This window comes from Paeniglutamicibacter cryotolerans, assembly GCF_014190875.1.
GTDB classification, from domain to species: Bacteria; Actinomycetota; Actinomycetes; order Actinomycetales; family Micrococcaceae; genus Paeniglutamicibacter; species Paeniglutamicibacter cryotolerans.
On the sequence record NZ_JACHVS010000001.1, the window covers coordinates 2592200 to 2613343 of the forward strand.

Below are 21144 nucleotides of genomic sequence, written 5' to 3' on the forward strand. Positions count from 1 at the left end.
TGGGCCGTCGTTCCCACCAAGATGGTGGGCAACGGCGGCCCGTTTCCCTTCAGGAGGCAGATGATGCACGAACTCGAGGACAGCATTGAAATGCGCACCGTCGTCAGGACAGATGCGCAGAAGCTGTGGCAGCTGGTCAGCGAGCCGGGCTGGTTCGTCAACGACGGGGAAATTGTTGAACACCGGATCACCATGGAGGGGGACCTGGCCACGGTGACGGATCCGGTGCACGGCACCTTCCGGATCCGGGTCGTCGACATCGATCCCGGATATTACGTCTCCTATCGCTGGATCGGATCCTCCTTGGGGGAGGGCGACGGAACCGAGGACCCGGTTCCGGTAGCGACTCTGATCGAGTTCAGGCTAAACGACCATGGCGACGGCGTGGAACTGCTGGTGCGCGAAAGCGGGATCACCGCCCTGGACCTGGACGCCGATGCGCATTGCAGGTTCCTGCTGGATAACCGTGAGGGGTGGGAGATCGAATTACGGGCAGTGCATGAACACCTGCACGCCGACTGATGGCCAGCGCCCCGCAGGAGGATGAACGAGGAACTGCCCGGACCTTGACGGGTCCGGGCAGTTCCTCGTTTGTTCAGTGTCCGTGCACGAGTCGCATGTCGCTGAGCGGAGTGTCGAAGGCCCGGTGGAATTCGGCCTCCACCTCGGGCTGAAGCGCAACCATGGTCACCTTATGGATGGAGGTGGAGTGTGCGTAGGTCTCGAACCAGCCGATGATGGCATGGGCGGCGATGTCGGCTGCTTGCGCCGGATCCCACCCGCAAGCTCCGGCCCCGATGGCAGGGAACGCAATGCTGGTGGCTTCCAGATGGTTGGCCGCGTACAGGCTGTTGATATAGCAGTTGGCCAGCACCTTGGGATTGACCTGTCCGACGTGCCGGTTCGGCCCTGCGGTATGGATGACCCAGCGAGCCTTGAGGTTTCCCGCGCCGGTGGCGACTGCCAGCCCGGTGGACAACCCGTCGGGGTGTGAGGTGGCCAGCAGTCGACGGCACTCGGCCAGTAGCCGGGGACCTGCGGCTGCATGGATGGCCCCATCAACGCCACCGCCGCCCAGTAGGGAGGGGTTGGCCGCATTGACGATGACATCGACCACTTGCTCGGTGATGTCTCCCTGCACGATGTCTATATGCATCTTGTATGCTCCTGCCCTAGTCGTTTGTACCTCTGAACCAAACAATACGCTGAGCTGGTGGGCTTTACTCTAGACGCTCAGCGTATTCATAGGGTCGCTCCTGGTTAGAGCCCCGGGACAGCTACCGTTTCAGCCTTCGAGGGTGCGGTGTGTGGTTTTACGGCGTTCCATTCAGCGAAAGAAACAGTGCCTGAATCCTTGCCTGTGGAATCCTTGGGCTCCATTTGCAGGAGGTACGGATCGCCTTCGGCGGCAATCCAAAGGATTCCCTTTTTTGCCGTGTATTTGAAGGCCTTGGCACCGTTGAGGTCGACGACTGACTTGCCTGTCATTTTGCCCAGATCGGATTCTTTGATGTCCTCCGCACCCAAAGATTCCAGCAGTGTGCCGATGCTGAGGTCGCCGAACTGACTGGTGTCTTTCACTGAGATCCATTTGCCATGTGCCAATGAATCAACCATTTTCGCGGCATCCTTGCCGACATTCTGGGTAAAGAACTTCTGATCGGCCTTGACATAGGAACCTCCGTCGGCGGTGAGCAACTCGACAGTGGCGCCATCCCTGGTGATCTGGGCGCGTGAGTTGGATCCATCGCGGGTCCCTGACAATTTGACCTTCGCTGACTCCGAGCCCCGGGTCATATCGGCATCAATGGAGACGGACGTGGCGCTCCTCAAGGCAGCGGAGACCTTCGGGAAGATCTCCTTTGCTTCGGGAGCAATGAGAGCCTCGACGGGAGTGGCAGGAGCAGCCTGGGTAGCTGTGGTTTCACTCTCTTGAGTGGGAGTGGCAGTGGGGGTGGGAGCCTCTTGGGCGCCGCCACATCCGGCCAAGGCCAGCAGCAGCGAAGCGGTGACGGGCAGGAGAAGGGTCTTGTTCTTAAGGGTATTCATGAAGGCGTCCTCCACGGTGCGTCCAAGTGGTGAGTAGGTGGCGTGCCGGTGCTGCATCCTTTGGGGAACATCGACACGCCAACTACTCTACCGTGTGGAGTAATCCGTTTGCCGCGCTCGGATAGTTCTATCCATGACGACCACGGCTGGTCCCCGCACCCTTGCGGCGCCATGCGGGACGGCTTCGGAGCGACGGAATATCTCCTAGAGGTATTCCTCGATGACCGAGCGCATCTCGGCCAGAGAGAACATCTCCGTGACGGCCAGTGCGTTCTGCGGCCCGAGCTTCGGATCGGCGCCTCGGCCCAGGAGGAAGCGGGTCAGGGGTTCGTTCTTGCGGAAGACGGAGCAGGTCAGCGCTCCCTGGCCCTTGTCGTTCAGGCGGTTGATCTCGGCGTTGCGGGCCACGAGCGCCTCGACCAGCTCGTTGTGGCCGTTGTAGGCGGCGAGGATCAATAGGGTGTCGCCCTTGGAATCGGTGAGGTCGACCGGGATGCCCTGGTCGATCAATGCCATGAGTTTGCTTGTCTCGCCTGCGCGGGCCAGGTCGAACAGCGAATGCAGGAAGGCGAGTTCGGCCTCGCTCAGCTCGGTCGGTGCCGCCGGTATTTCTTCAGTCATGCTCAAAAGATTACCGGGAGGCGCAGGCGGCGTGGATTTCCTCTTGTGCATAATTATGTAGACTTATGCATAAGAAGTGAATGTGTCGTTATTGGCGAACCTCTACGAGTTCGCCGCAGAAGGAGAACACAGTGAAGGAACGCATCGTCCTGGCCTACTCGGGCGGACTGGACACCTCGGTGGCCATCGGGTGGATTGCCGACGCAACGGGAGCGGAAGTCATCGCTGTCGCGGTAGATGTCGGACAGGGCGGGGAGTCGCTGGAAACCATCCGCCAGCGCGCCCTGGGCTGCGGGGCCGTCGAGGCCTATGTCGCAGACGCCCGCGACGAGTTCGCCAACGAATACTGCATGCCCACGCTGAAGGCCGGCGGCCTCTACCAGAACCATTACCCGCTGGTCTCCGCCATCTCCCGTCCCGTGATCGTCAAGCACCTGGTGGCGGCGGCCAAGCAGTTCGGAGCCACCACCGTCTCCCACGGCTGCACGGGCAAAGGCAACGACCAGGTCCGCTTCGAAGTCGGCATCCAGACCCTGGGCCCGGAACTCAAGTGCATCGCTCCCGTGCGCGACCTGGCCCTGACCCGCGACAAGGCCATTTCCTATGCCGAGGCCAGGAACCTCCCGATCGAAACCACGAAGAAGAACCCGTACTCGATCGACCAGAACGTCTGGGGCCGCGCGGTGGAAACCGGCTACCTCGAAGACATCTGGAACGCCCCCACCGAGGACATCTACGACTACACCGCCTCCCCGGAGTTCCCTCCGGCGCCCGATGAAGTGCTGATCAGCTTCCGCGAGGGCATTCCGGTGGCCATCGACGGGGTGGCCGTCACCCCGCTGCAGGCCATCGAGGAACTCAACCGACGTGGCGGAGCCCAGGGCATCGGCCGCATTGACGTCGTCGAGGACCGCCTGGTCGGCATCAAATCCCGCGAGATCTACGAGGCGCCCGGCGCCATGGTACTGATGGAGGCGCACAAGCACCTGGAAAACGTCACCCTCGAACGCGAGCAGGCACGCTTCAAGGCCACCGTTTCCCAGCGTTGGAGCGAGCTGGTCTACGACGGCCAGTGGTTCTCCCCGCTCAAGCGCTCGCTGGACACATTCATCGACGACACGCAACGTTACGTCTCGGGCGACATCCGCATGTCCCTGCACGGCGGGCGCGCTACGGTTGAGGGGCGCCGTTCGGATACCGGACTGTACCGCTTCGACCTCGCCACCTACGACACCGGCGACGCGTTCGACCAGTCCAGCGCCCGCGGCTTCATTGACATATTCGGCCTGACATCCAAGGTCGCCACCGAGCGCGATGAGCGCGTAGCCGGAGAGGCCAAGTAAATGGCATCCTCAACCAACGAAGGCGCCCTGTGGGGCGGACGCTTTGCCGGCGGTCCCGCCGATGCACTGGCGGCACTGAGCAAGTCCACCCACTTCGACTGGAGGCTGGCCCGCTACGACGTAGCCGGATCCCGTGCCCACGCTCGCGTCCTGCACACTGCCGGCCTGCTGGATGATGCCGAGCTCCAGGGCATGATCGCCGCCCTGGACCAGCTCGACGCCGATGTCGTCTCTGGCGCTTACACCGCCTCGGAGTCCGACGAGGACGTCCACGGCTCGCTGGAACGCGGTCTGATCGAACGTGCCGGCACTGCCCTGGGCGGCAAGCTGCGCGCCGGACGCTCCCGCAACGACCAGATCGCCACGCTGGGCCGCATGTTCCTGCGTGACCACGCCCGCATTATCGCCCGCGGCGTGTTGGACACCATCGATGCACTCATCGCCCAGGCCGAGGCGCACCCGAACGCCGCCATGCCCGGACGCACCCACCTGCAGCATGCGCAGCCGATCCTGCTCTCGCACCACCTGCTGGCCCATGCCTGGGCCATGCTGCGCGACGTGCAGCGCCTGGCCGACTGGGACAAGCGCGCAGCCGTTTCCCCCTACGGCTCCGGCGCGCTCGCCGGCTCCTCGCTGGGGCTGGACCCCAATGCGGTCGCCGCCGAGTTGGGCTTCGACTCCGCCGTGTGGAATTCCATCGACGGCACCGCCTCGCGAGACGTCTTCGCCGAGTTCTCCTGGGTCGCCGCGATGATCGGCGTGGACCTGTCCCGCGTCTCGGAGGAGGTCATCCTCTGGGCAACCAAGGAATTCTCCTTCGTCACGCTCGATGATGCCTACTCCACCGGTTCATCGATCATGCCGCAGAAGAAGAACCCGGACGTGGCCGAGCTGGCCCGCGGCAAGGCCGGACGCCTGATCGGGGACCTGACCGGGTTGCTGGCAACGCTCAAGGGCCTGCCGCTGGCGTACAACCGCGACCTGCAGGAAGACAAGGAGCCGGTCTTTGACGCGGCGGACACCCTTGAACTGCTGCTGCCCGCAGTTTCCGGCATGATGGCCACGCTGGTGTTCAACACCGAGCGCATGGCCGAACTGGCTCCGTTGGGCTTCGCCCTTGCCACCGACATCGCCGAATGGCTGGTCCGTCAGGGCGTGCCGTTCCGCGAGGCCCACGAGCTCTCCGGCGCAGCGGTGAAGCTGGCCGAGTCCAAGGGCGTCGAGCTGTGGGACCTGACCGACGCCGAGTACGCCGGCATCTCGGAGCACCTGACCCCGGAGGTCCGTTCCGTGCTCAGTACAGAGGGCTCGCTGAACTCCCGAAGCGCCCAGGGCGGCACGGCCCCGAGCGCCGTTGCCGCACAGCTGGATGCATTGAAGGAACAGCTCGACGCGGTGCGCGGCTACGCGCTGTAGCCTCCGTATGATGCGACCGCCCGACGGCGGCGGGCTGGAGCCCGCCGCCGTCGGGCGGTCGGCGGGAGGACCACGGCAGAACGAGTGAGGGAGCAGACGATGACGGAAACGACGGCACCACCGCGGGCCGGGGCCCCCACGACGTGGACGCTGGATGACTACCACGGCGGAAGATGTGCCCTGGCCGACTTGCTGAAGCCATTGCCGATGGAGACCTCGCGCGAGTATGAGCTCCTGCTCATGGGCATCGCGCTGAAGGCCGACCGGGCGCGGCTTCGCCCCGAACTGCTGGTGGCCGTACGCGACGCCGACGAGGACGTGGCCTTCGCCGCGTTCTACTGCGGAACCATCCTCCTGCGCCGGATGAAGGACTTCACCGAGCTGGAGAGCTGGTTCATGATCTACGGGCCGCGGTTTGCCGGCCGGCCCGCCTATGGCCACACGCGCGTCATGTCTGATCTGGAGCGCGGATTGCGCAACGTGGACGTGTCACAAACACTTCGGCTGTCCCGCGGCTACGCGCAGGGCTTCCCGAAACATACCGGCTTCGTCCACCTCTACGCCGACGTCGTGGCTACCGCGCGTGAACTGGCACGGGAGAACGGGGATGAGCAACCTCCCGTGGATGCGATCGAGTCAGGGCTCAAGGCCGTGGACGACGCCATAGCGCTGGAGCCCGGCTATGCGAAGTTCTACGCAACCAAGGCCAGACTGCTGGCGCTGCGGCATGATTACGGCGAGGCCCTGATCTGCATCACCTTCGCCATCGACCGGGAGGACTCGTCACGGTCCGACTACGCCATCAGGATCGGCAACTACCAGTCGCTGAGGCTCTCGATTCAGTCCCAGGAGAACGACCGGAAGCTGCGGAACCGGATCGAGGAATATTCCCGGGAATTCGATCGGAAACATGACGAGGCCGAAGCCAAGCTGGCCGAATCGGTCAGCCGGATGGACGGCTCCACCCTGAAGAACCTCGAGTTCCTTGGTTTCTTCGCGGCGCTGATCTCCTTCACCATCGGCAGCGTGCAAATGGCGGTGTCATTTCCGCCGCAGGATGCGGCCGGTCTGATCGTCGTCCTGATGGGGGCCCTGCTGGTGGCCTTCTCCGGATTCAGCTTCATCCTCGAACGGCATCTGAGCACCAGCAGCTGGAGAGTGCTCATCGCCGGTGGCGTGGGCCTGCTGGCCTGTGTGGGAGGTGCCTTGATTTGGCTGCGCTGACGGTAGGAGGCGAGCTGTGCAGGGGCGCGGGCCCGTGCAACGAGGACGGGTTGTTCCACAAACCGGAATACGCGGTCGTCTTTGACGGGGCCTCGCCGCTGGCGGGATCCGTCACTGCGGACTGTTCCGACGCGAAGTGGCTGGTGGATGCCCTGTGCGTTTCGCTGCCCAGGTATCTGGCAGATGCCTCTCTTGACCTTGCCGGTTGTCTTGCCCTGGCCCTGGAAGGGATCCTGCCGCGCTACCTCGGGTGCGAGGGGGCAGCATCGGTTCCCGCCTACGGCGTGCCTTCCGCCGGGGCCGTGATGGTTCGAGTCGTCGATGCCGAGCTGGAGCTGCTGCGCATTGGTGACTGCTCGCTGGTGGTCGGGCTCCGGTCCGGCGAATTCATCACGATGGAGGATGAGCTCCTGCCCGCCCTGGATGCCAATGCCCTGTCAGTGCTGGTGGAGACCGCCGCGCGGCAGGGAATCGAGGCCAGGGCGGCCCGGCCCCTGATCAACGATGAGCTCGTCGCGAACCGGCAACGCATGAACGAGCCCGGCGGCTACTGGATCCTCGAGCCCTACGGGAAAGGGGTTTCCCAGGCCAGCGTCCTTCGGGTGCCCCTGGGCGAGGTGCGCGATGTCCTGCTCATGACCGACGGATTTTCCTCGGCCCACGACACGCTCCATCTGTATGCCAACGCGCCGGAGCTTTTGGTGGCGGTGCGGGACACCGGCGTGGAAAGCGTGTTTGGCGCCATCGAAGCAGGGTTCGCGGCCGACCCGACCTGGAACCGCTATCCGCGGTTCAAGCAGATCGACGACATCACTGCCGTGCATGTGGTCGTTGGCGATGTCCGAGCCGTCGGTGGCACCGGGACGCAGTGACGCTGTCCGGGTAGCGGGCGCGGTACCCCAGGTGCCCTCGACGCCGGACGACGCCCGGTTCGGGTTTCTCCGAAGCGGTGAAACGGCCGAACCGGGAGGATAAGGTGGGCCCATGACTCAGATCACCGATTCCGACCTGGCCGGCTCCGTCTCGAAGGCACTTGCCGGCTGGGAAAAGTTGCTGCCGGCCATCGCCCCCGTACAGTACACCCAGGCCTCCCAGCTGCCGGGCTGGGACAGGGCGCACGTGCTGGCACACGTGGATGGCTTTGCCCGGGCCATGGCCCGCCAGCTCTCCTCGGCCCGCACCGGTGAGCTCGTGCCGATGTACGACGGCGGTCAAGCCGGACGCAACGAACGGATCGAGCTCGCGGCGCTGATGGCCCCCGAGGCGCTGCGGGCCCGGGTCACCGAGGCACTGGGGCTGCTTGCAACCGGCCTTCACGCGATCCCCGCGGGGGGGTGGGCGGCCGAGACCGGATTCCGCCCCGGCAGCGTGGTGCGCGACTGCGTCTTCGCTGCCTGGCGCGAACTGGTCATCCACGCGACCGACCTCGGTCTGGGGCACACGCCGCTCGACTGGAGCAGTGATTTCTGCGCGCACCTCTTCGACGCCCTCGCCGGACGGATTCCGGCGGACAAGCGCGTGGTGTTCCAGCCGACAGGCGGTACCCCGTTCACCCTGGGCTCCGGACTCGAGGCGGTGGTGGTGACCGGCATGGAATATGACCTCGCGGCGTGGCTTGCCGGCCGGACACCGGTGGGTCCGGTGCGTGCCACCGCGGATGCCGACGGCGCTGATTTACCCGAACTGCTGCCCTGGGCGGCGGGCCCGGGCAAGAAGTAGCTTGGCCATGGGTGCCTCCGGATTCGGCTTGCTCGGGGACGGGGCCACGATCGTGGCCCCGCGGCTTCTCGGCGCGGTCCTGCGGGTCAGCCTGGACGGGACCTCGGTTGCCGTGAGGCTGACCGAGGTGGAGGCCTATGAGGGCGCCCTGGATCCGGGGTCCCATGGATACCGCGGCAAGACGGCCCGCAATGCGGCGCTCTTCGGGCCTCCGGGGACCCTGTATGTCTATTTCACCTATGGGATGCACTTTTGCGCCAGCATCGTCTGCGGCACCGACGGGAATTCCTCGGCCTGCCTGATGCGCGGCGGGGAGGTCATCGAGGGCCGGGACGTGGCAGTGGCCCGCCGGGGTGCGATCCCGCGCACGGCGCGGGACCTGGCTTCGGGCCCGGCCCGGCTGACCCAATGCCTGGGCCTGCGGGTGGAGCACAGCGGGGCCCGGCTCGAACCGATGGGCCTGGCCGACAGCTCCGCCCCGGGACCGCACTTCGAACTCGGTTCCCTCAGTGCCACGCCCCTGGAGCACCACGCCGGTCCACGGGTCGGCGTCGCGGGGGAGGGTGGCACGGCCGCCTACCCGTGGCGGTTTTGGCTGCCGGGGGAGGACAGCGTGTCGACCTACCGCCCGGCCACCGTGCGCGGGGCCCGGCGGTAGCGTGCCCCGGCATTGCCCGGTGATGGGTGCGCGTAGGATTGTCGGGTGAATATTCAGCGTGAATCCATTACCGAACTCCTGGACCGGCTCTCCGAGGTCGTGCCCGACTATCCCAGCGCGGGGATCTCCTTCAAGGACCTCACCCCCGTCTTTGCAGATGCCGTGGGACTGAGGCGGATCACCGACGCGGTCATCGAACCCTTCTCCGGACAGTTCGATGTGATCGCCGGGCTCGAGGCCCGCGGATTCGTGATGGCCGCCGCGGCAGCCTACGCCTCGGGCACCGGCATGGTCACCGTGCGCAAGGCCGGTAAGCTGCCGCGCCCGGTGCATTCCATGGACTACACGCTGGAGTACGGCACGGCAACGCTGGAGCTGCACCGCGACGACGTCGCCCCCGGTACCCGGGTGCTGATCCTCGATGACGTGCTGGCCACCGGAGGCACCGTCGGCTCCGCCGTGAAGCTCTTCGAGATGGCCGGCGCCCAGGTCGTTGGCATCGGCGTAGTCCTTGAACTTTCGGCCCTTGGCGGACGCGGGAGCCTGGGAGCCAACAAAGTCCATTCGCTGCAACTGGTCTGATCGAAGCGGTTGTAGACTGGTCTGTCCATGATTTTGGCTGAGGGAGAATCCATGCACGAGTCCACGGCGGTCCAACTCGAGGCCGAGCTCGAACGCACCTACGTCGCCCGGTTGTACAACCGTCTCGATGAGTTGCGCGCCGAAAAGGAGGAGCAGCTCAAGCGGGTCCGGGGTACCGGTGCCGTCGGCACGCTGCAGAACGTCTCCGAGCGCGACGCCTTCGCGACCCTGTACGAGGACCGTCTCGCCCAGCTCAACGCGGTCGAGGACAAGCTGGTCTTCGGCCGGCTTGATGTCGATGCCCCCGCCGATGGCGACGCCCCGGCCCGGGGCGATGCGGGCACGACCCGCTACATTGGGCGCATCGGCATGACCGATGAAGAACAGACCCGGCTGATGATCGACTGGCGTGCACCCGAGGCCGCCGCGTTCTATCAGGCCACGGCACTTCACCGCATGGGAGTGCGCCGACGCCGGCACCTGATGCTGCAGGGCCGCACCGTGCTCGGCGTCGAGGATGAAGTGCTCGATTCCGGCCTGCTGGCCGATGAACACGGACACCAGGGCGAGGGTGCGCTGATGGCCGCGCTCAGCTCCAAGCGCACCGGCCGGATGCATGACATCGTCTCCACCATCCAGGCCGAACAAGACCGGATCATTCGTGCGCCGCTGCCCGGGGTACTCGTCGTCCAGGGTGGACCGGGAACCGGCAAGACGGCCGTCGCCCTGCACCGGGCGGCCTTCCTGCTCTACGAACACCGTGAACGGCTGAAGACCGCCGGCGTGCTGCTCGTGGGCCCCTCGCCGTCCTTCATGCGCTATATCGAACGCGTGCTGCCTTCGCTCGGCGAGACCGGCGTGGTCATGTCGTCGTTGGGCCAGCTGATGCCGGGCATCCACGCGGTGTCCGAGCACAACCGCGAGGCCGCCCGGGTCAAGGGCAAGCTGTCCATGGCCAAGGTCGTGGCCCGCGCCGTGGCAAACCGCCAGCGACTTCCCGCAGCGGACCGCCGTGTGGTGGTCGAGGGAACTGCGCTGATCCTCACCCGCGCCCAGGTCCGCCACGCCCGCGACAAGGCCCGCGGAACCCACAAGCCGCACAACGATGCACGGCAGACATTCGTGAAGGTGCTGTTGCGCGAGCTGGCCAACCAGATGCAGGAGATCCTCGAGGAGTCGTCGGGTGGCGGCAACGCAGCTGACCGCAGCTACCTGTTGGAGGACGTGCGCAGCGCCCAGGACGTGCGCATCGCGCTGAACCTGTGCTGGATGCCGATGACGCCGCAGCGGCTCATCGAGGAACTTTATGCCCGTCCGGACTTGCTCGCCGCCGCCGCACCGCAGCTGAGCGCCGCTGAACGCAAGGTCCTGTACCGCGCACCGGGCTCGCCCTGGACCGAATCCGACGTGCCTCTGCTGGACGAGGCAGCCGAGCTGCTGGGCGAGTTCAACGTCTCCAGCGGCCGCGAGGACGCTGCCCAGGAGGCGCAGCTCGAAAGGGACGTGGCGAACGCGGAGCAGACGCTGCGCAACGTCAACGAGATGTTGTTCAATGCCGGCATGGATGGGTTGGTCGAGGCTTCGGACCTGGCCGCCATGAACCAGGAGACGGCCATCTCCAAGACGGCGGCCGAACGGGCCGCACTGGACCGCGATTGGGCCTATGGCCACGTCGTGGTCGATGAGGCCCAGGAACTGTCGCCGATGCAGTGGCGCCTGTTGATGCGCCGCTGCCCGTTGAAGTCATTCACCATCGTGGGCGACATCGCCCAGTCCAGTTCGGCCGCCGGAGCCACTAGTTGGGCCGGCGCCATGGAACCGTTCGTGCGCGAGCGATTCACGTTGGAGGAGCTGACCGTCAACTACCGCACCCCGACCCAAATTGCCGAGGCGGCAACCAGGGTGGCCCACGCCGCGGGGCTGACCATCTCCACCCCGCAGGCCGTCCGCGACGGACGGTGGCCACCGGTCATCGATCGCTTGGCCCCGGGCCGGCTGCTCCCCACATTGATCGAGGTGCTTCCCGGCGAGGTCCAAATCGCCGATGGGGGATTGCTGGCCGTCATCGTGCCCGAGTCCAAGCTCGATGCGGCGCGCGCTGCCGTCATTGGGCTCTATGGAAAGCGCGTGGGCCGCGGCTCGGGCGGGCTGAGCCAGGACATCGTGGTGCTCGGCGCCCGCGAGGCGAAGGGCCTTGAATTCGATGTCGTCGTGGTGCTGGAACCGCAGGAACTCGTCGACGAGGTCGATGGAACCGTCGGTGACCTGTACGTCGCGATGACTCGGGCAACGCAGCGGCTGCGCGTGCTTGCCGAGGGCGGCATACCGGCGGGAATGGAATAAAGCGGCGCAAGGGCGGGGCTCCTGCTAGGTTTAAGGCGTGTCTTTAACCCAGCAGAACCCCGCGCTTACGGGGCAGAGCAATGATCAGTCGTTCGAGAATGTCTGGCAGGAACTGAAGTGGCGTGGCCTGGTCCACGTTTCCACCGATGAAACCGAGCTGGAAAAGGCCCTGGCGGGGGACCCGATCACCTATTACTGCGGGTTCGACCCGACGGCCCCCTCGCTGCACCTGGGCAACCTGGTCCAGTTGCTGAACATGCGCCGCCTGCAGCTGGCGGGCCACAAGCCACTGGGCCTGGTAGGCGGCTCCACCGGCCTGATCGGTGATCCGCGCCAGACCGCCGAGCGCGTGCTCAACACCAAGGAAACCGTCGCCGATTGGGTCGGCAAGCTGCAGGCCCAGGTCGAGCGCTTCCTTTCCTTCGAGGGAGACAATGCCGCGCGCATGGTCAACAACCTCGATTGGACCGCCCCGCTGAGTGCGATCGACTTCTTGCGCGAGGTCGGCAAGTACTTCCGGGTGGGCACCATGATCAAGAAGGAAACCGTATCGGCGCGCCTGAACTCCGATGAGGGCATCAGCTACACCGAGTTCAGCTACCAGGTCCTGCAGGGCTACGACTACCTCCAGCTGCACAAGCTCTATGGCTGCTCCCTGCAGACCGGCGGCTCGGACCAGTGGGGTAACCTGACCAGCGGCACCGACCTGATCCGCAAGGTGGAGGGCAAGTCCGTCTTCGCCTTCGGCACACCGCTGATCACCAACTCGGACGGCACCAAGTTCGGCAAGTCCGAGGGAAATGCGATCTGGCTCGATGCGGAGATGTGCAGCCCGTACACGTTCTACCAGTTCTGGCTGAACACCTCCGACGCCGATGTGATCTCCCGGTTGAAGGTCTTCACCTTCATGAGCCGCGAGAAGATCGAAGAGCTGGAGCGCGAAGTCGCGGAGCGTCCCTTTGCCCGTCGGGCGCAGAAGGAACTCGCTTACGACGTCACGTCCCTGGTCCATGGAGTGCAGGCAACCGAAAGCGTGATCGCCGCTTCGGCGGCGCTTTTCGGCCAGGGCGAACTGACCGAGCTGGATGAACCCACGCTTCGTGCCGCAACTGAGGAACTTGACAGCGTCACCGTGCCAGCCGACTCGATGGGGATCATCGACCTGCTGGTTGCCTCTAAGCTTTCGGATTCCAAGTCATCTGCCCGTCGCACGGTCACGGAGGGCGGCGCGTACGTGAACAACGTCAAGGTCACCGATCTCGACGGTGTCATTACGGCGGATCAGCTGCTTCACGGTCGTTACCTTTTGGTTCGCAGGGGAAAGAAGAATTTGGCCATGGTCGAAGTGGCCGGCTGATTTTCAGGCCGATGTAGCAGTAGGGAGAAAGAACCACGCTGGTGGGCGAGTCGCGAATCACGGCTTTCACCAGCGTGGTTCTTCTTTTAAGCAATGCCTAGCAAGCCGAATTGCCCGGAATCCCGGGCTACATCACTGGGGCGTATGGCCGATTTGCATGATCTCGAAAACTCCCGTAATGTTTTCCAAGTCGCCGAGGGGCACAGCGGATAACCGCTGGAGCTACGGACGGCAAACCAACCAAAACACCGGAATTTCAGGGCATTTCAGATGCCCGAAGAATCCGGAGACCGGTTGGGTCATCGAATCAAAACGAAGCAAATCGCAGAAAATGACGATTTGACAATGACGAAACGATGACATAAATTATAAACATCGCCACGGACGAAAAACATAAAGAATTCGAAAGAATCCAACTTGTTCGGAACCGTGCGCTGTCTGTTGTTTGAGAACTCAATAGTGTGCCAAATTTGTTAACACCGATTTTATTATGTAATTGGTGAATGGTTTCGGGCTCCGCACCCCCGTGTGGAGGCTCGAGGCAATTTGCCGGGATTTTTTTACTTGGTGCAACCCGGTCGGCTTTTTCCAGTCGGCGTGTTGGTTGTGTCTGTATTTTTTTACGGAGAGTTTGATCCTGGCTCAGGATGAACGCTGGCGGCGTGCTTAACACATGCAAGTCGAACGATGAGGGGAGCTTGCTCTCCGATTAGTGGCGAACGGGTGAGTAACACGTGAGTAACCTGCCCTAGACTCTGGGATAAGCCCGGGAAACTGGGTCTAATACCGGATATGCACCGTAAGCCGCATGGTTTTTGGTGGAAAGATTTATCGGTCTGGGATGGACTCGCGGCCTATCAGCTTGTTGGTGAGGTAATGGCTCACCAAGGCGACGACGGGTAGCCGGCCTGAGAGGGTGACCGGCCACACTGGGACTGAGACACGGCCCAGACTCCTACGGGAGGCAGCAGTGGGGAATATTGCACAATGGGCGAAAGCCTGATGCAGCGACGCCGCGTGAGGGATGACGGCCTTCGGGTTGTAAACCTCTTTCAGTAGGGAAGAAGCGAAAGTGACGGTACCTGCAGAAGAAGCGCCGGCTAACTACGTGCCAGCAGCCGCGGTAATACGTAGGGCGCAAGCGTTATCCGGAATTATTGGGCGTAAAGAGCTCGTAGGCGGTTTGTCGCGTCTGCCGTGAAAGTCCGGGGCTCAACTCCGGATCTGCGGTGGGTACGGGCAGACTAGAGTGATGTAGGGGAGACTGGAATTCCTGGTGTAGCGGTGAAATGCGCAGATATCAGGAGGAACACCGATGGCGAAGGCAGGTCTCTGGGCATTAACTGACGCTGAGGAGCGAAAGCATGGGGAGCGAACAGGATTAGATACCCTGGTAGTCCATGCCGTAAACGTTGGGCACTAGGTGTGGGGGACATTCCACGTTTTCCGCGCCGTAGCTAACGCATTAAGTGCCCCGCCTGGGGAGTACGGCCGCAAGGCTAAAACTCAAAGGAATTGACGGGGGCCCGCACAAGCGGCGGAGCATGCGGATTAATTCGATGCAACGCGAAGAACCTTACCAAGGCTTGACATGTTCCGGATCGCCGTGGAAACACGGTTTCCCCTTTGGGGTCGGTTCACAGGTGGTGCATGGTTGTCGTCAGCTCGTGTCGTGAGATGTTGGGTTAAGTCCCGCAACGAGCGCAACCCTCGTTCTATGTTGCCAGCGGATTATGCCGGGGACTCATAGGAGACTGCCGGGGTCAACTCGGAGGAAGGTGGGGACGACGTCAAATCATCATGCCCCTTATGTCTTGGGCTTCACGCATGCTACAATGGCCGGTACAATGGGTTGCGATACTGTGAGGTGGAGCTAATCCCAAAAAGCCGGTCTCAGTTCGGATTGGGGTCTGCAACTCGACCCCATGAAGTCGGAGTCGCTAGTAATCGCAGATCAGCAACGCTGCGGTGAATACGTTCCCGGGCCTTGTACACACCGCCCGTCAAGTCACGAAAGTTGGTAACACCCGAAGCCGGTGGCCTAACCCCTTGTGGGAGGGAGCCGTCGAAGGTGGGACCGGCGATTGGGACTAAGTCGTAACAAGGTAGCCGTACCGGAAGGTGCGGCTGGATCACCTCCTTTCTAAGGAGCAACTAGCAGGTACGGTTCATCCACAGTGGTGTTCACGGCGTGTTCAGTGCTGCCCGTTTCCACCACTTGTGTTGGTGGACGGGTGCTCATGGGTGGAATGTTAACAGGTAATGGCCGGGTTTCTTCCTGGTTGGTTTTCCTAGTACGCCGCACTTGTGTGGTGGGAACGGGGAGCTGGTCGGTGGGGGGTTCGGTCTCTTGGCACACTGTTGGGTCCTGAGGCAACAGGACATGCATGTTTACTTGCTCGTCTCTCACCGTTGTGGTGGGGGTGAGTGGTGGTGTGTGTGGGCTGTTTGTTTCTGGTTGTCCCCGCGCATGGCCTAAGCCGCGCCGAATCATCCCGTGACGGGGTGGTGGTGCTGGTGGTGGGTGTGATGGGGTTGTTGTTTGGGAACTGCATAGTGGACGCGAGCATCTTGTATGCCACGTATCGTTGATCGCCTGCTTCTTCGGGAGGGGGTGTGAGAGGGTCGTGGAGCATGCAAAATAGCAATTTCTTTGATGATAGAAGACCCTGGACCGCACCTCGTGTGTGGTTCCGTTGGTTTTCTCGATATAAGTTAGTGTCTTTTTGATTTGACCTGTTTGTGGTCAAGTTTTTAAGGGCGCACGGTGAATGCCTTGGCATTGGGAGCCGAAGAAGGACGTGGGAATCTGCGATAAGCCTGGCGGAGTCGATAACCGGACGTTGATGCCAGGATTTCCGAATGGGGAAACCCCGTGCGGCGTCATGCCGCATGACCCGCAGCTGAACACATAGGCTGCGTGGAGGGAACGGGGGGAAGTGAAACATCTCAGTACCCCCAGGAAGAGAAAACAAAAGTGATTCCGTGAGTAGTGGCGAGCGAAAGCGGATGGGGCTAAACCGGTCCATGTGTGATAGCCGGCGGGCGTTGCATGGTCGGGGTTGTGGGACTATCCATGCCAGTGCTGCCGCACTGGCGGGGTGAGGTGCGAACATATAGGAGAACCTGTTTGAATGCAGGACCATAGGGGGTGAAAGTCCCGTATCCGTAATGTGTTTCGCCGCCCTGTGATGGTATCCCAAGTAGTACGGGGCCCGAGAAATCCCGTATGAATCTGTCAGGACCACCTGATAAGCCTAAATACTACCCAATGACCGATAGCGGAAAAGTACCGTGAGGGAAAGGTGAAAAGTACCCCGGGAGGGGAGTGAAATAGTACCTGAAACCGTGCGCTTACAATCCGTTGGAGCCTCCTTGTTGGGGTGACAGCGTGCCTTTTGAAGAATGAGCCTGCGAGTTAGTGTTACGTCGCGAGGTTAACCCGTGTGGGGAAGCCGTAGCGAAAGCGAGTCTGAATAGGGCGAGTTAGTGGCGTGATCTAGACCCGAAGCGAAGTGATCTACCCATGGCCAGGTTGAAGCGCGTGTAAGAGCGCGTGGAGGACCGAACCCACTTCAGTTGAAAATGGAGGGGATGAGCTGTGGGTAGGGGTGAAAGGCCAATCAAACTTCGTGATAGCTGGTTCTCCCCGAAATGCATTTAGGTGCAGCGTTGCGTGTTTCTTACCGGAGGTAGAGCTACTGGATGGCTAATGGGCCCTACAAGGTTACTGACGTCAGCCAAACTCCGAATGCCGGTAAGTGAGAGCGCAGCAGTGAGACTGTGGGGGATAAGCTTCATAGTCGAGAGGGAAACAGCCCAGAGCGCCAACTAAGGCCCCTAAGCGTGTGCTAAGTGGAAAAGGATGTGGAGTTGCGAAGACAACCAGGAGGTTGGCTTAGAAGCAGCCATCCTTGAAAGAGTGCGTAATAGCTCACTGGTCAAGTGATTCCGCGCCGACAATGTAGCGGGGCTCAAGCACACCGCCGAAGTTGCGTCATTCAGGTATGTGGTAGGCCTTCGTGGTCCAGCCGCCTGGATGGGTAGGGGAGCGTCGTGTGGGCAGTGAAGTCGCGGTGTAAACCAGCGGTGGAGCCCACACGAGTGAGAATGCAGGCATGAGTAGCGAAAGACGGGTGAGAAACCCGTCCGCCGAATGATCAAGGGTTCCAGGGTCAAGCTAATCTGCCCTGGGTAAGTCGGGACCTAAGGCGAGGCCGACAGGCGTAGTCGATGGACAACGGGTTGATATTCCCGTACCGGTAAAAAACCGCCCATACTAAGCCGGCGATGCTAACCGCCCCGAGCACCCACCAGATGACCTTCGGGTCATCTACCGGGTGTAAGGCGCGGGACCCGAGCCGGGGAGGTAAGCGTATTAACAGGTGTGACGCAGGAAGGTAGCCGAGCCAGGCAATGGAATTGACCTGGTCCAAGGATGTAGGGCGAGTCGTAGGCAAATCCGCGACTCATCTAAGCCTGAGACCCGATAGGCGCCCCCCTCGGGGGGTGATTCGGTGATCCTATGCTGCCAAGAAAAGCATCGACGCGAGGTTTTAGCCGCCCGTACCCCAAACCGACACAGGTGATCAGGTAGAGAATACTAAGGCGATCGAGAGAATCATGGTTAAGGAACTCGGCAAAATGCCCCCGTAACTTCGGGAGAAGGGGGGCCCCAACCTTGATGGAACTTCGCGTTCCGGAGGGGATCGGGGCCGCAGAGACCAGGGGGAAGCGACTGTTTACTAAAAACACAGGTCCGTGCGAAGTCGCAAGACGATGTATACGGACTGACTCCTGCCCGGTGCTGGAAGGTTAAGAGGACCGGTTAGCCGCAAGGCGAAGCTGAGAATTTAAGCCCCAGTAAACGGCGGTGGTAACTATAACCATCCTAAGGTAGCGAAATTCCTTGTCGGGTAAGTTCCGACCTGCACGAATGGAGTAACGACTTCCCCGCTGTCTCAACCATGAACTCGGCGAAATTGCACTACGAGTAAAGATGCTCGTTACGCGCAGCAGGACGGAAAGACCCCGAGACCTTTACTATAGTTTGGTATTGGTGTTCGGTGCAGCTTGTGTAGGATAGGTGGGAGACTGTGAAGCCGCAACGCTAGTTGTGGTGGAGTCATCGTTGAAATACCACTCTGGCTGTACCGGTCACCTAACTTCGGCCCATGATCTGGGTCAGGGACAGTGCCTGATGGGTAGTTTAACTGGGGCGGTTGCCTCCTAAAAAGTAACGGAGGCGCCCAAAGGTTCCCTCAGCCTGGTTGGCAATCAGGTGTCGAGTGTAAGTGCACAAGGGAGCTTGACTGTGAGAGCGACAGCTCGAGCAGGGACGAAAGTCGGGACTAGTGATCCGGCGGCACGTTGTGGAACGGCCGTCGCTCAACGGATAAAAGGTACCTCGGGGATAACAGGCTGATCTTGCCCAAGAGTCCATATCGACGGCATGGTTTGGCACCTCGATGTCGGCTCGTCGCATCCTGGGGCTGGAGTAGGTCCCAAGGGTTGGGCTGTTCGCCCATTAAAGCGGTACGCGAGCTGGGTTTAGAACGTCGTGAGACAGTTCGGTCCCTATCCGCTGCGCGCGCAGGAAATTTGAGAAGAGCTGTCCTTAGTACGAGAGGACCGGGACGGACGAACCTCTGGTGTGTCAGTTGTACTGCCAAGTGCACCGCTGATTGGCTACGTTCGGAAGGGATAACCGCTGAAAGCATCTAAGCGGGAAGCCCACTTCGAGATGAGATTTCCACGCACAATTTGTGTGAGAGGCCCCCAGCAGACCACTGGGTTGATAGGCGGGACGTGGAAGCGGGGACCAAAGACCCGTGAAGCCGACCCGTACTAATAGGCCGATGACTTACACCACAAACACCACCCTTCATGGGTGGCAAGATACGCTGCGTCCACTATGCGGTCCCGAGACAACAACCGTCTTGCAGGACTGAAAACACCGTACCGGTGCACACCCTCCCCTTCACGGGCAGGTGCGCACGCGGTATGAGCAACCACAGCATGACTGTGACCATGATTTTCCCCACCCGGGTCCCCCCGGGTGCGTGGAGCACGGGTTACGGCGGTCATAGCGTGGGGGAAACGCCCGGTCCCATACCGAACCCGGAAGCTAAGCCCCACTGCGCCGATGGTACTGCACTCGGGAGGGTGTGGGAGAGTAGGACACCGCCGAACATCTTTTCAGAGCCCATCCCCGGACCACCAGGTCCGGGGATGGCGCCGTTTAACCAGAAAACCAATCTGAGAGTGCAGCCTGGGACTAGTTGTGTTGGGCACTAATTACCCATTTTCAGGGTGACTCGTCGATCGCTCGACTACGATGGTATGAGGCGTATTCGATCCAGGTTTGGATCAAAAGTTTTATTGGCGGTCATTGCTATATTCAGCGATTGGTCGTGCACATTTAGGGTGCTTCATATTGAGTGCATCCATGAGAGGAACACACCAGTGTCTGAAGACAACAAGGGCTATAACCGCGATCGCAATGAAGGCGGTTTCCGTGGTGGAAGTGACCGTCGCGAAGGTGGTTTCAAGCCTCGTGAAGACCGCGGCGGCAGCGACCGTCGTGAAGGTGGCTTCAAGCCCCGTGAAGACCGCGGCGGTTTCAAGCCGCGCGAAGACCGTGGTGGATTCCGTGGCGGCGATGACCGCCGTGAAGGTGGTTTCAAGCCTCGTGAAGACCGCGGCGGCAGCGACCGTCGTGAAGGTGGCTTCAAGCCCCGTGAAGACCGCGGTGGTTTCAAGCCGCGCGAAGACCGTGGTGGATTCCGTGGAGGCGATGACCGCCGTGAAGGTGGTTTCAAGCCTCGTGAAGACCGCGGCGGCAGCGACCGTCGTGAAGGTGGCTTCAAGCCCCGTGAAGACCGCGGCGGTTTCAAGCCGCGCGAAGACCGTGGTGGATTCCGTGGCGGCGATGACCGCCGTGAAGGTGGTTTCAAGCCGCGCGAAGACCGCGGCGGCAGCGACCGCCGTGAAGGTGGTTTCAAGCCGCGCGAAGACCGCGGCGGCAGCGACCGCCGTGAAGGTGGCTTCAAGCCCCGTGAAGACCGCGGCGGTTTCAAGCCCCGTGAAGATCGCGGTGGATTCCGTGGCGGCGATGACCGCCGTGAAGGTGGATTCAAGCCGCGCGAAGACCGCGGCGGCAGCGACCGCCGTGAAGGTGGCTTCAAGCCCCGTGAAGACCGCGGTGGTTTCAAGCCCCGTGAAGATCGCGGTGGATTCCGTGGAGGCGATGACCGCCGTGAAGGTGGATTCAAGCCCCGTGAAGACCGCGGCGGTTTCAAGCCCCGTGAAGATCGCGGTGGATTCCGTGGCGGCGATGACCGTCGTGAAGGTGGATTCAAGCCGCGCGAAGACCGCGGCGGTTTCAAGCCGCGCGAAGACCGTGGTGGATTCCGTGGCGGCGATGACCGCCGTGAAGGTGGATTCAAGCCGCGCGAAGACCGTGGTGGATTCCGTGGAGGCGATGACCGTCGCGAAGGTGGATTCAAGCCCCGTGAAGATCGCGGTGGATTCCGTGGAGGCGATGACCGTCGTGAAGGTGGATTCAAGCCGCGCGAAGACCGCGGCGGCAGCGACCGTCGCGAAGGTGGATTCAAGCCCCGTGAAGATCGCGGTGGATTCCGTGGAGGCGATGACCGTCGTGAAGGTGGATTCAAGCCGCGCGAAGACCGCGGCGGCAGCGACCGTCGTGAAGGTGGATTCAAGCCCCGTGAAGACCGCGGTGAAGGCGGCTTCAAGAAGCACCTGAACAGTCCGGCATTCGGCGACTCCTCGGAGATCTCGCGTACCGGACACAACCCGGCTGACCTGCG

The 21144-nt window shown here is 62.3% G+C and carries 14 protein-coding genes and 3 rRNA genes; 13 read left to right on the top strand and 4 right to left on the bottom strand.

Annotated elements, in window-relative coordinates; translation table 11 throughout:
- The first annotated feature begins 60 nt into the window (after nt 1–60).
- Nucleotides 61–522 carry an SRPBCC domain-containing protein gene (locus E9229_RS11930; protein ID WP_183511512.1) on the top strand — a complete coding sequence of 154 codons (462 nt, stop codon included), beginning with the start codon at nt 61–63 and terminating at the stop codon, nt 520–522.
- Nucleotides 523–595: 73 nt separating this feature from the next.
- Here E9229_RS11930 and E9229_RS11935 read toward each other — a convergent pair whose 3' ends face one another.
- From E9229_RS11935 to E9229_RS11945, 3 genes are all read right to left on the bottom strand, one after another.
- Nucleotides 596–1156 (bottom strand): macro domain-containing protein, encoded by a 561-nt coding sequence (locus tag E9229_RS11935; RefSeq protein ID WP_183511514.1) that lies wholly within the window; start codon nt 1154–1156, stop codon nt 596–598.
- Nucleotides 1157–1260: 104 nt separating this feature from the next.
- A complete protein-coding gene (locus tag E9229_RS11940) occupies nt 1261–2064 on the bottom strand; it encodes a hypothetical protein (protein WP_183511516.1) in 804 nt (267 codons plus the stop codon).
- A gap of 189 nt (nt 2065–2253) precedes the next feature.
- Nucleotides 2254–2670 (bottom strand): ankyrin repeat domain-containing protein, encoded by a 417-nt coding sequence (locus E9229_RS11945; RefSeq protein WP_183511518.1) that lies wholly within the window; start codon nt 2668–2670, stop codon nt 2254–2256.
- A gap of 131 nt (nt 2671–2801) precedes the next feature.
- Here E9229_RS11945 and E9229_RS11950 point away from each other — a divergent pair, with 131 nt between their 5' ends.
- The 12 genes from E9229_RS11950 (at nt 2802) to rrf (ending at nt 19504) form a co-directional block, all read left to right on the top strand.
- Nucleotides 2802–4013 carry an argininosuccinate synthase gene (locus E9229_RS11950; protein WP_183511520.1) on the top strand — a complete coding sequence of 404 codons (1212 nt, stop codon included), beginning with the start codon at nt 2802–2804 and terminating at the stop codon, nt 4011–4013.
- Nucleotides 4014–5429 (top strand): argininosuccinate lyase, encoded by a 1416-nt coding sequence (argH, locus tag E9229_RS11955; RefSeq protein WP_183511523.1) that lies wholly within the window; start codon nt 4014–4016, stop codon nt 5427–5429.
- Between the two features lie 99 nt (nt 5430–5528).
- Nucleotides 5529–6653 carry a hypothetical protein gene (locus E9229_RS11960; RefSeq protein ID WP_183511525.1) on the top strand — a complete coding sequence of 375 codons (1125 nt, stop codon included), beginning with the start codon at nt 5529–5531 and terminating at the stop codon, nt 6651–6653.
- Nucleotides 6641–7525 carry a protein phosphatase 2C domain-containing protein gene (locus tag E9229_RS11965; RefSeq protein WP_183511527.1) on the top strand — a complete coding sequence of 295 codons (885 nt, stop codon included), beginning with the start codon at nt 6641–6643 and terminating at the stop codon, nt 7523–7525. Before E9229_RS11960 ends, E9229_RS11965 begins: the two co-directional genes overlap by 13 nt.
- Nucleotides 7526–7637: 112 nt before the next feature.
- Nucleotides 7638–8372 (top strand): maleylpyruvate isomerase family mycothiol-dependent enzyme, encoded by a 735-nt coding sequence (locus E9229_RS11970; RefSeq protein ID WP_183511529.1) that lies wholly within the window; start codon nt 7638–7640, stop codon nt 8370–8372.
- A 7-nt stretch (nt 8373–8379) separates the two neighbouring features.
- Complete coding sequence (locus E9229_RS11975; protein WP_183511532.1) at nt 8380–9030, top strand: DNA-3-methyladenine glycosylase; 651 nt, start codon at nt 8380–8382, stop codon at nt 9028–9030.
- Nucleotides 9031–9075: 45 nt separating this feature from the next.
- Nucleotides 9076–9612 (top strand): adenine phosphoribosyltransferase, encoded by a 537-nt coding sequence (locus E9229_RS11980; protein WP_183511533.1) that lies wholly within the window; start codon nt 9076–9078, stop codon nt 9610–9612.
- A gap of 51 nt (nt 9613–9663) precedes the next feature.
- A complete protein-coding gene (locus E9229_RS11985) occupies nt 9664–11955 on the top strand; it encodes a HelD family protein (protein ID WP_183512036.1) in 2292 nt (763 codons plus the stop codon).
- 37 nt (nt 11956–11992) lie between these two features.
- The gene (gene tyrS, locus E9229_RS11990) at nt 11993–13312 is read left to right on the top strand and encodes a tyrosine--tRNA ligase (RefSeq protein WP_183511534.1); all 1320 of its coding nucleotides are present in this window, start codon (nt 11993–11995) and stop codon (nt 13310–13312) included.
- A 619-nt stretch (nt 13313–13931) separates the two neighbouring features.
- Nucleotides 13932–15455, top strand: a 16S ribosomal RNA gene (locus E9229_RS11995).
- A gap of 601 nt (nt 15456–16056) precedes the next feature.
- Nucleotides 16057–19184: ribosomal RNA gene (locus E9229_RS12000) — 23S ribosomal RNA — on the top strand.
- A 203-nt stretch (nt 19185–19387) separates the two neighbouring features.
- Nucleotides 19388–19504: ribosomal RNA gene (gene rrf / locus E9229_RS12005) — 5S ribosomal RNA — on the top strand.
- The 16S, 23S and 5S rRNA genes sit together here, the layout of an rRNA operon.
- A gap of 186 nt (nt 19505–19690) precedes the next feature.
- Here the strand turns inward: rrf and E9229_RS12010 are convergent.
- Entirely contained in the window at nt 19691–21076 is a 1386-nt protein-coding gene (locus tag E9229_RS12010) for a hypothetical protein (protein ID WP_183511536.1), read from the bottom strand.
- Nucleotides 21077–21144 lie beyond the last annotated feature (68 nt).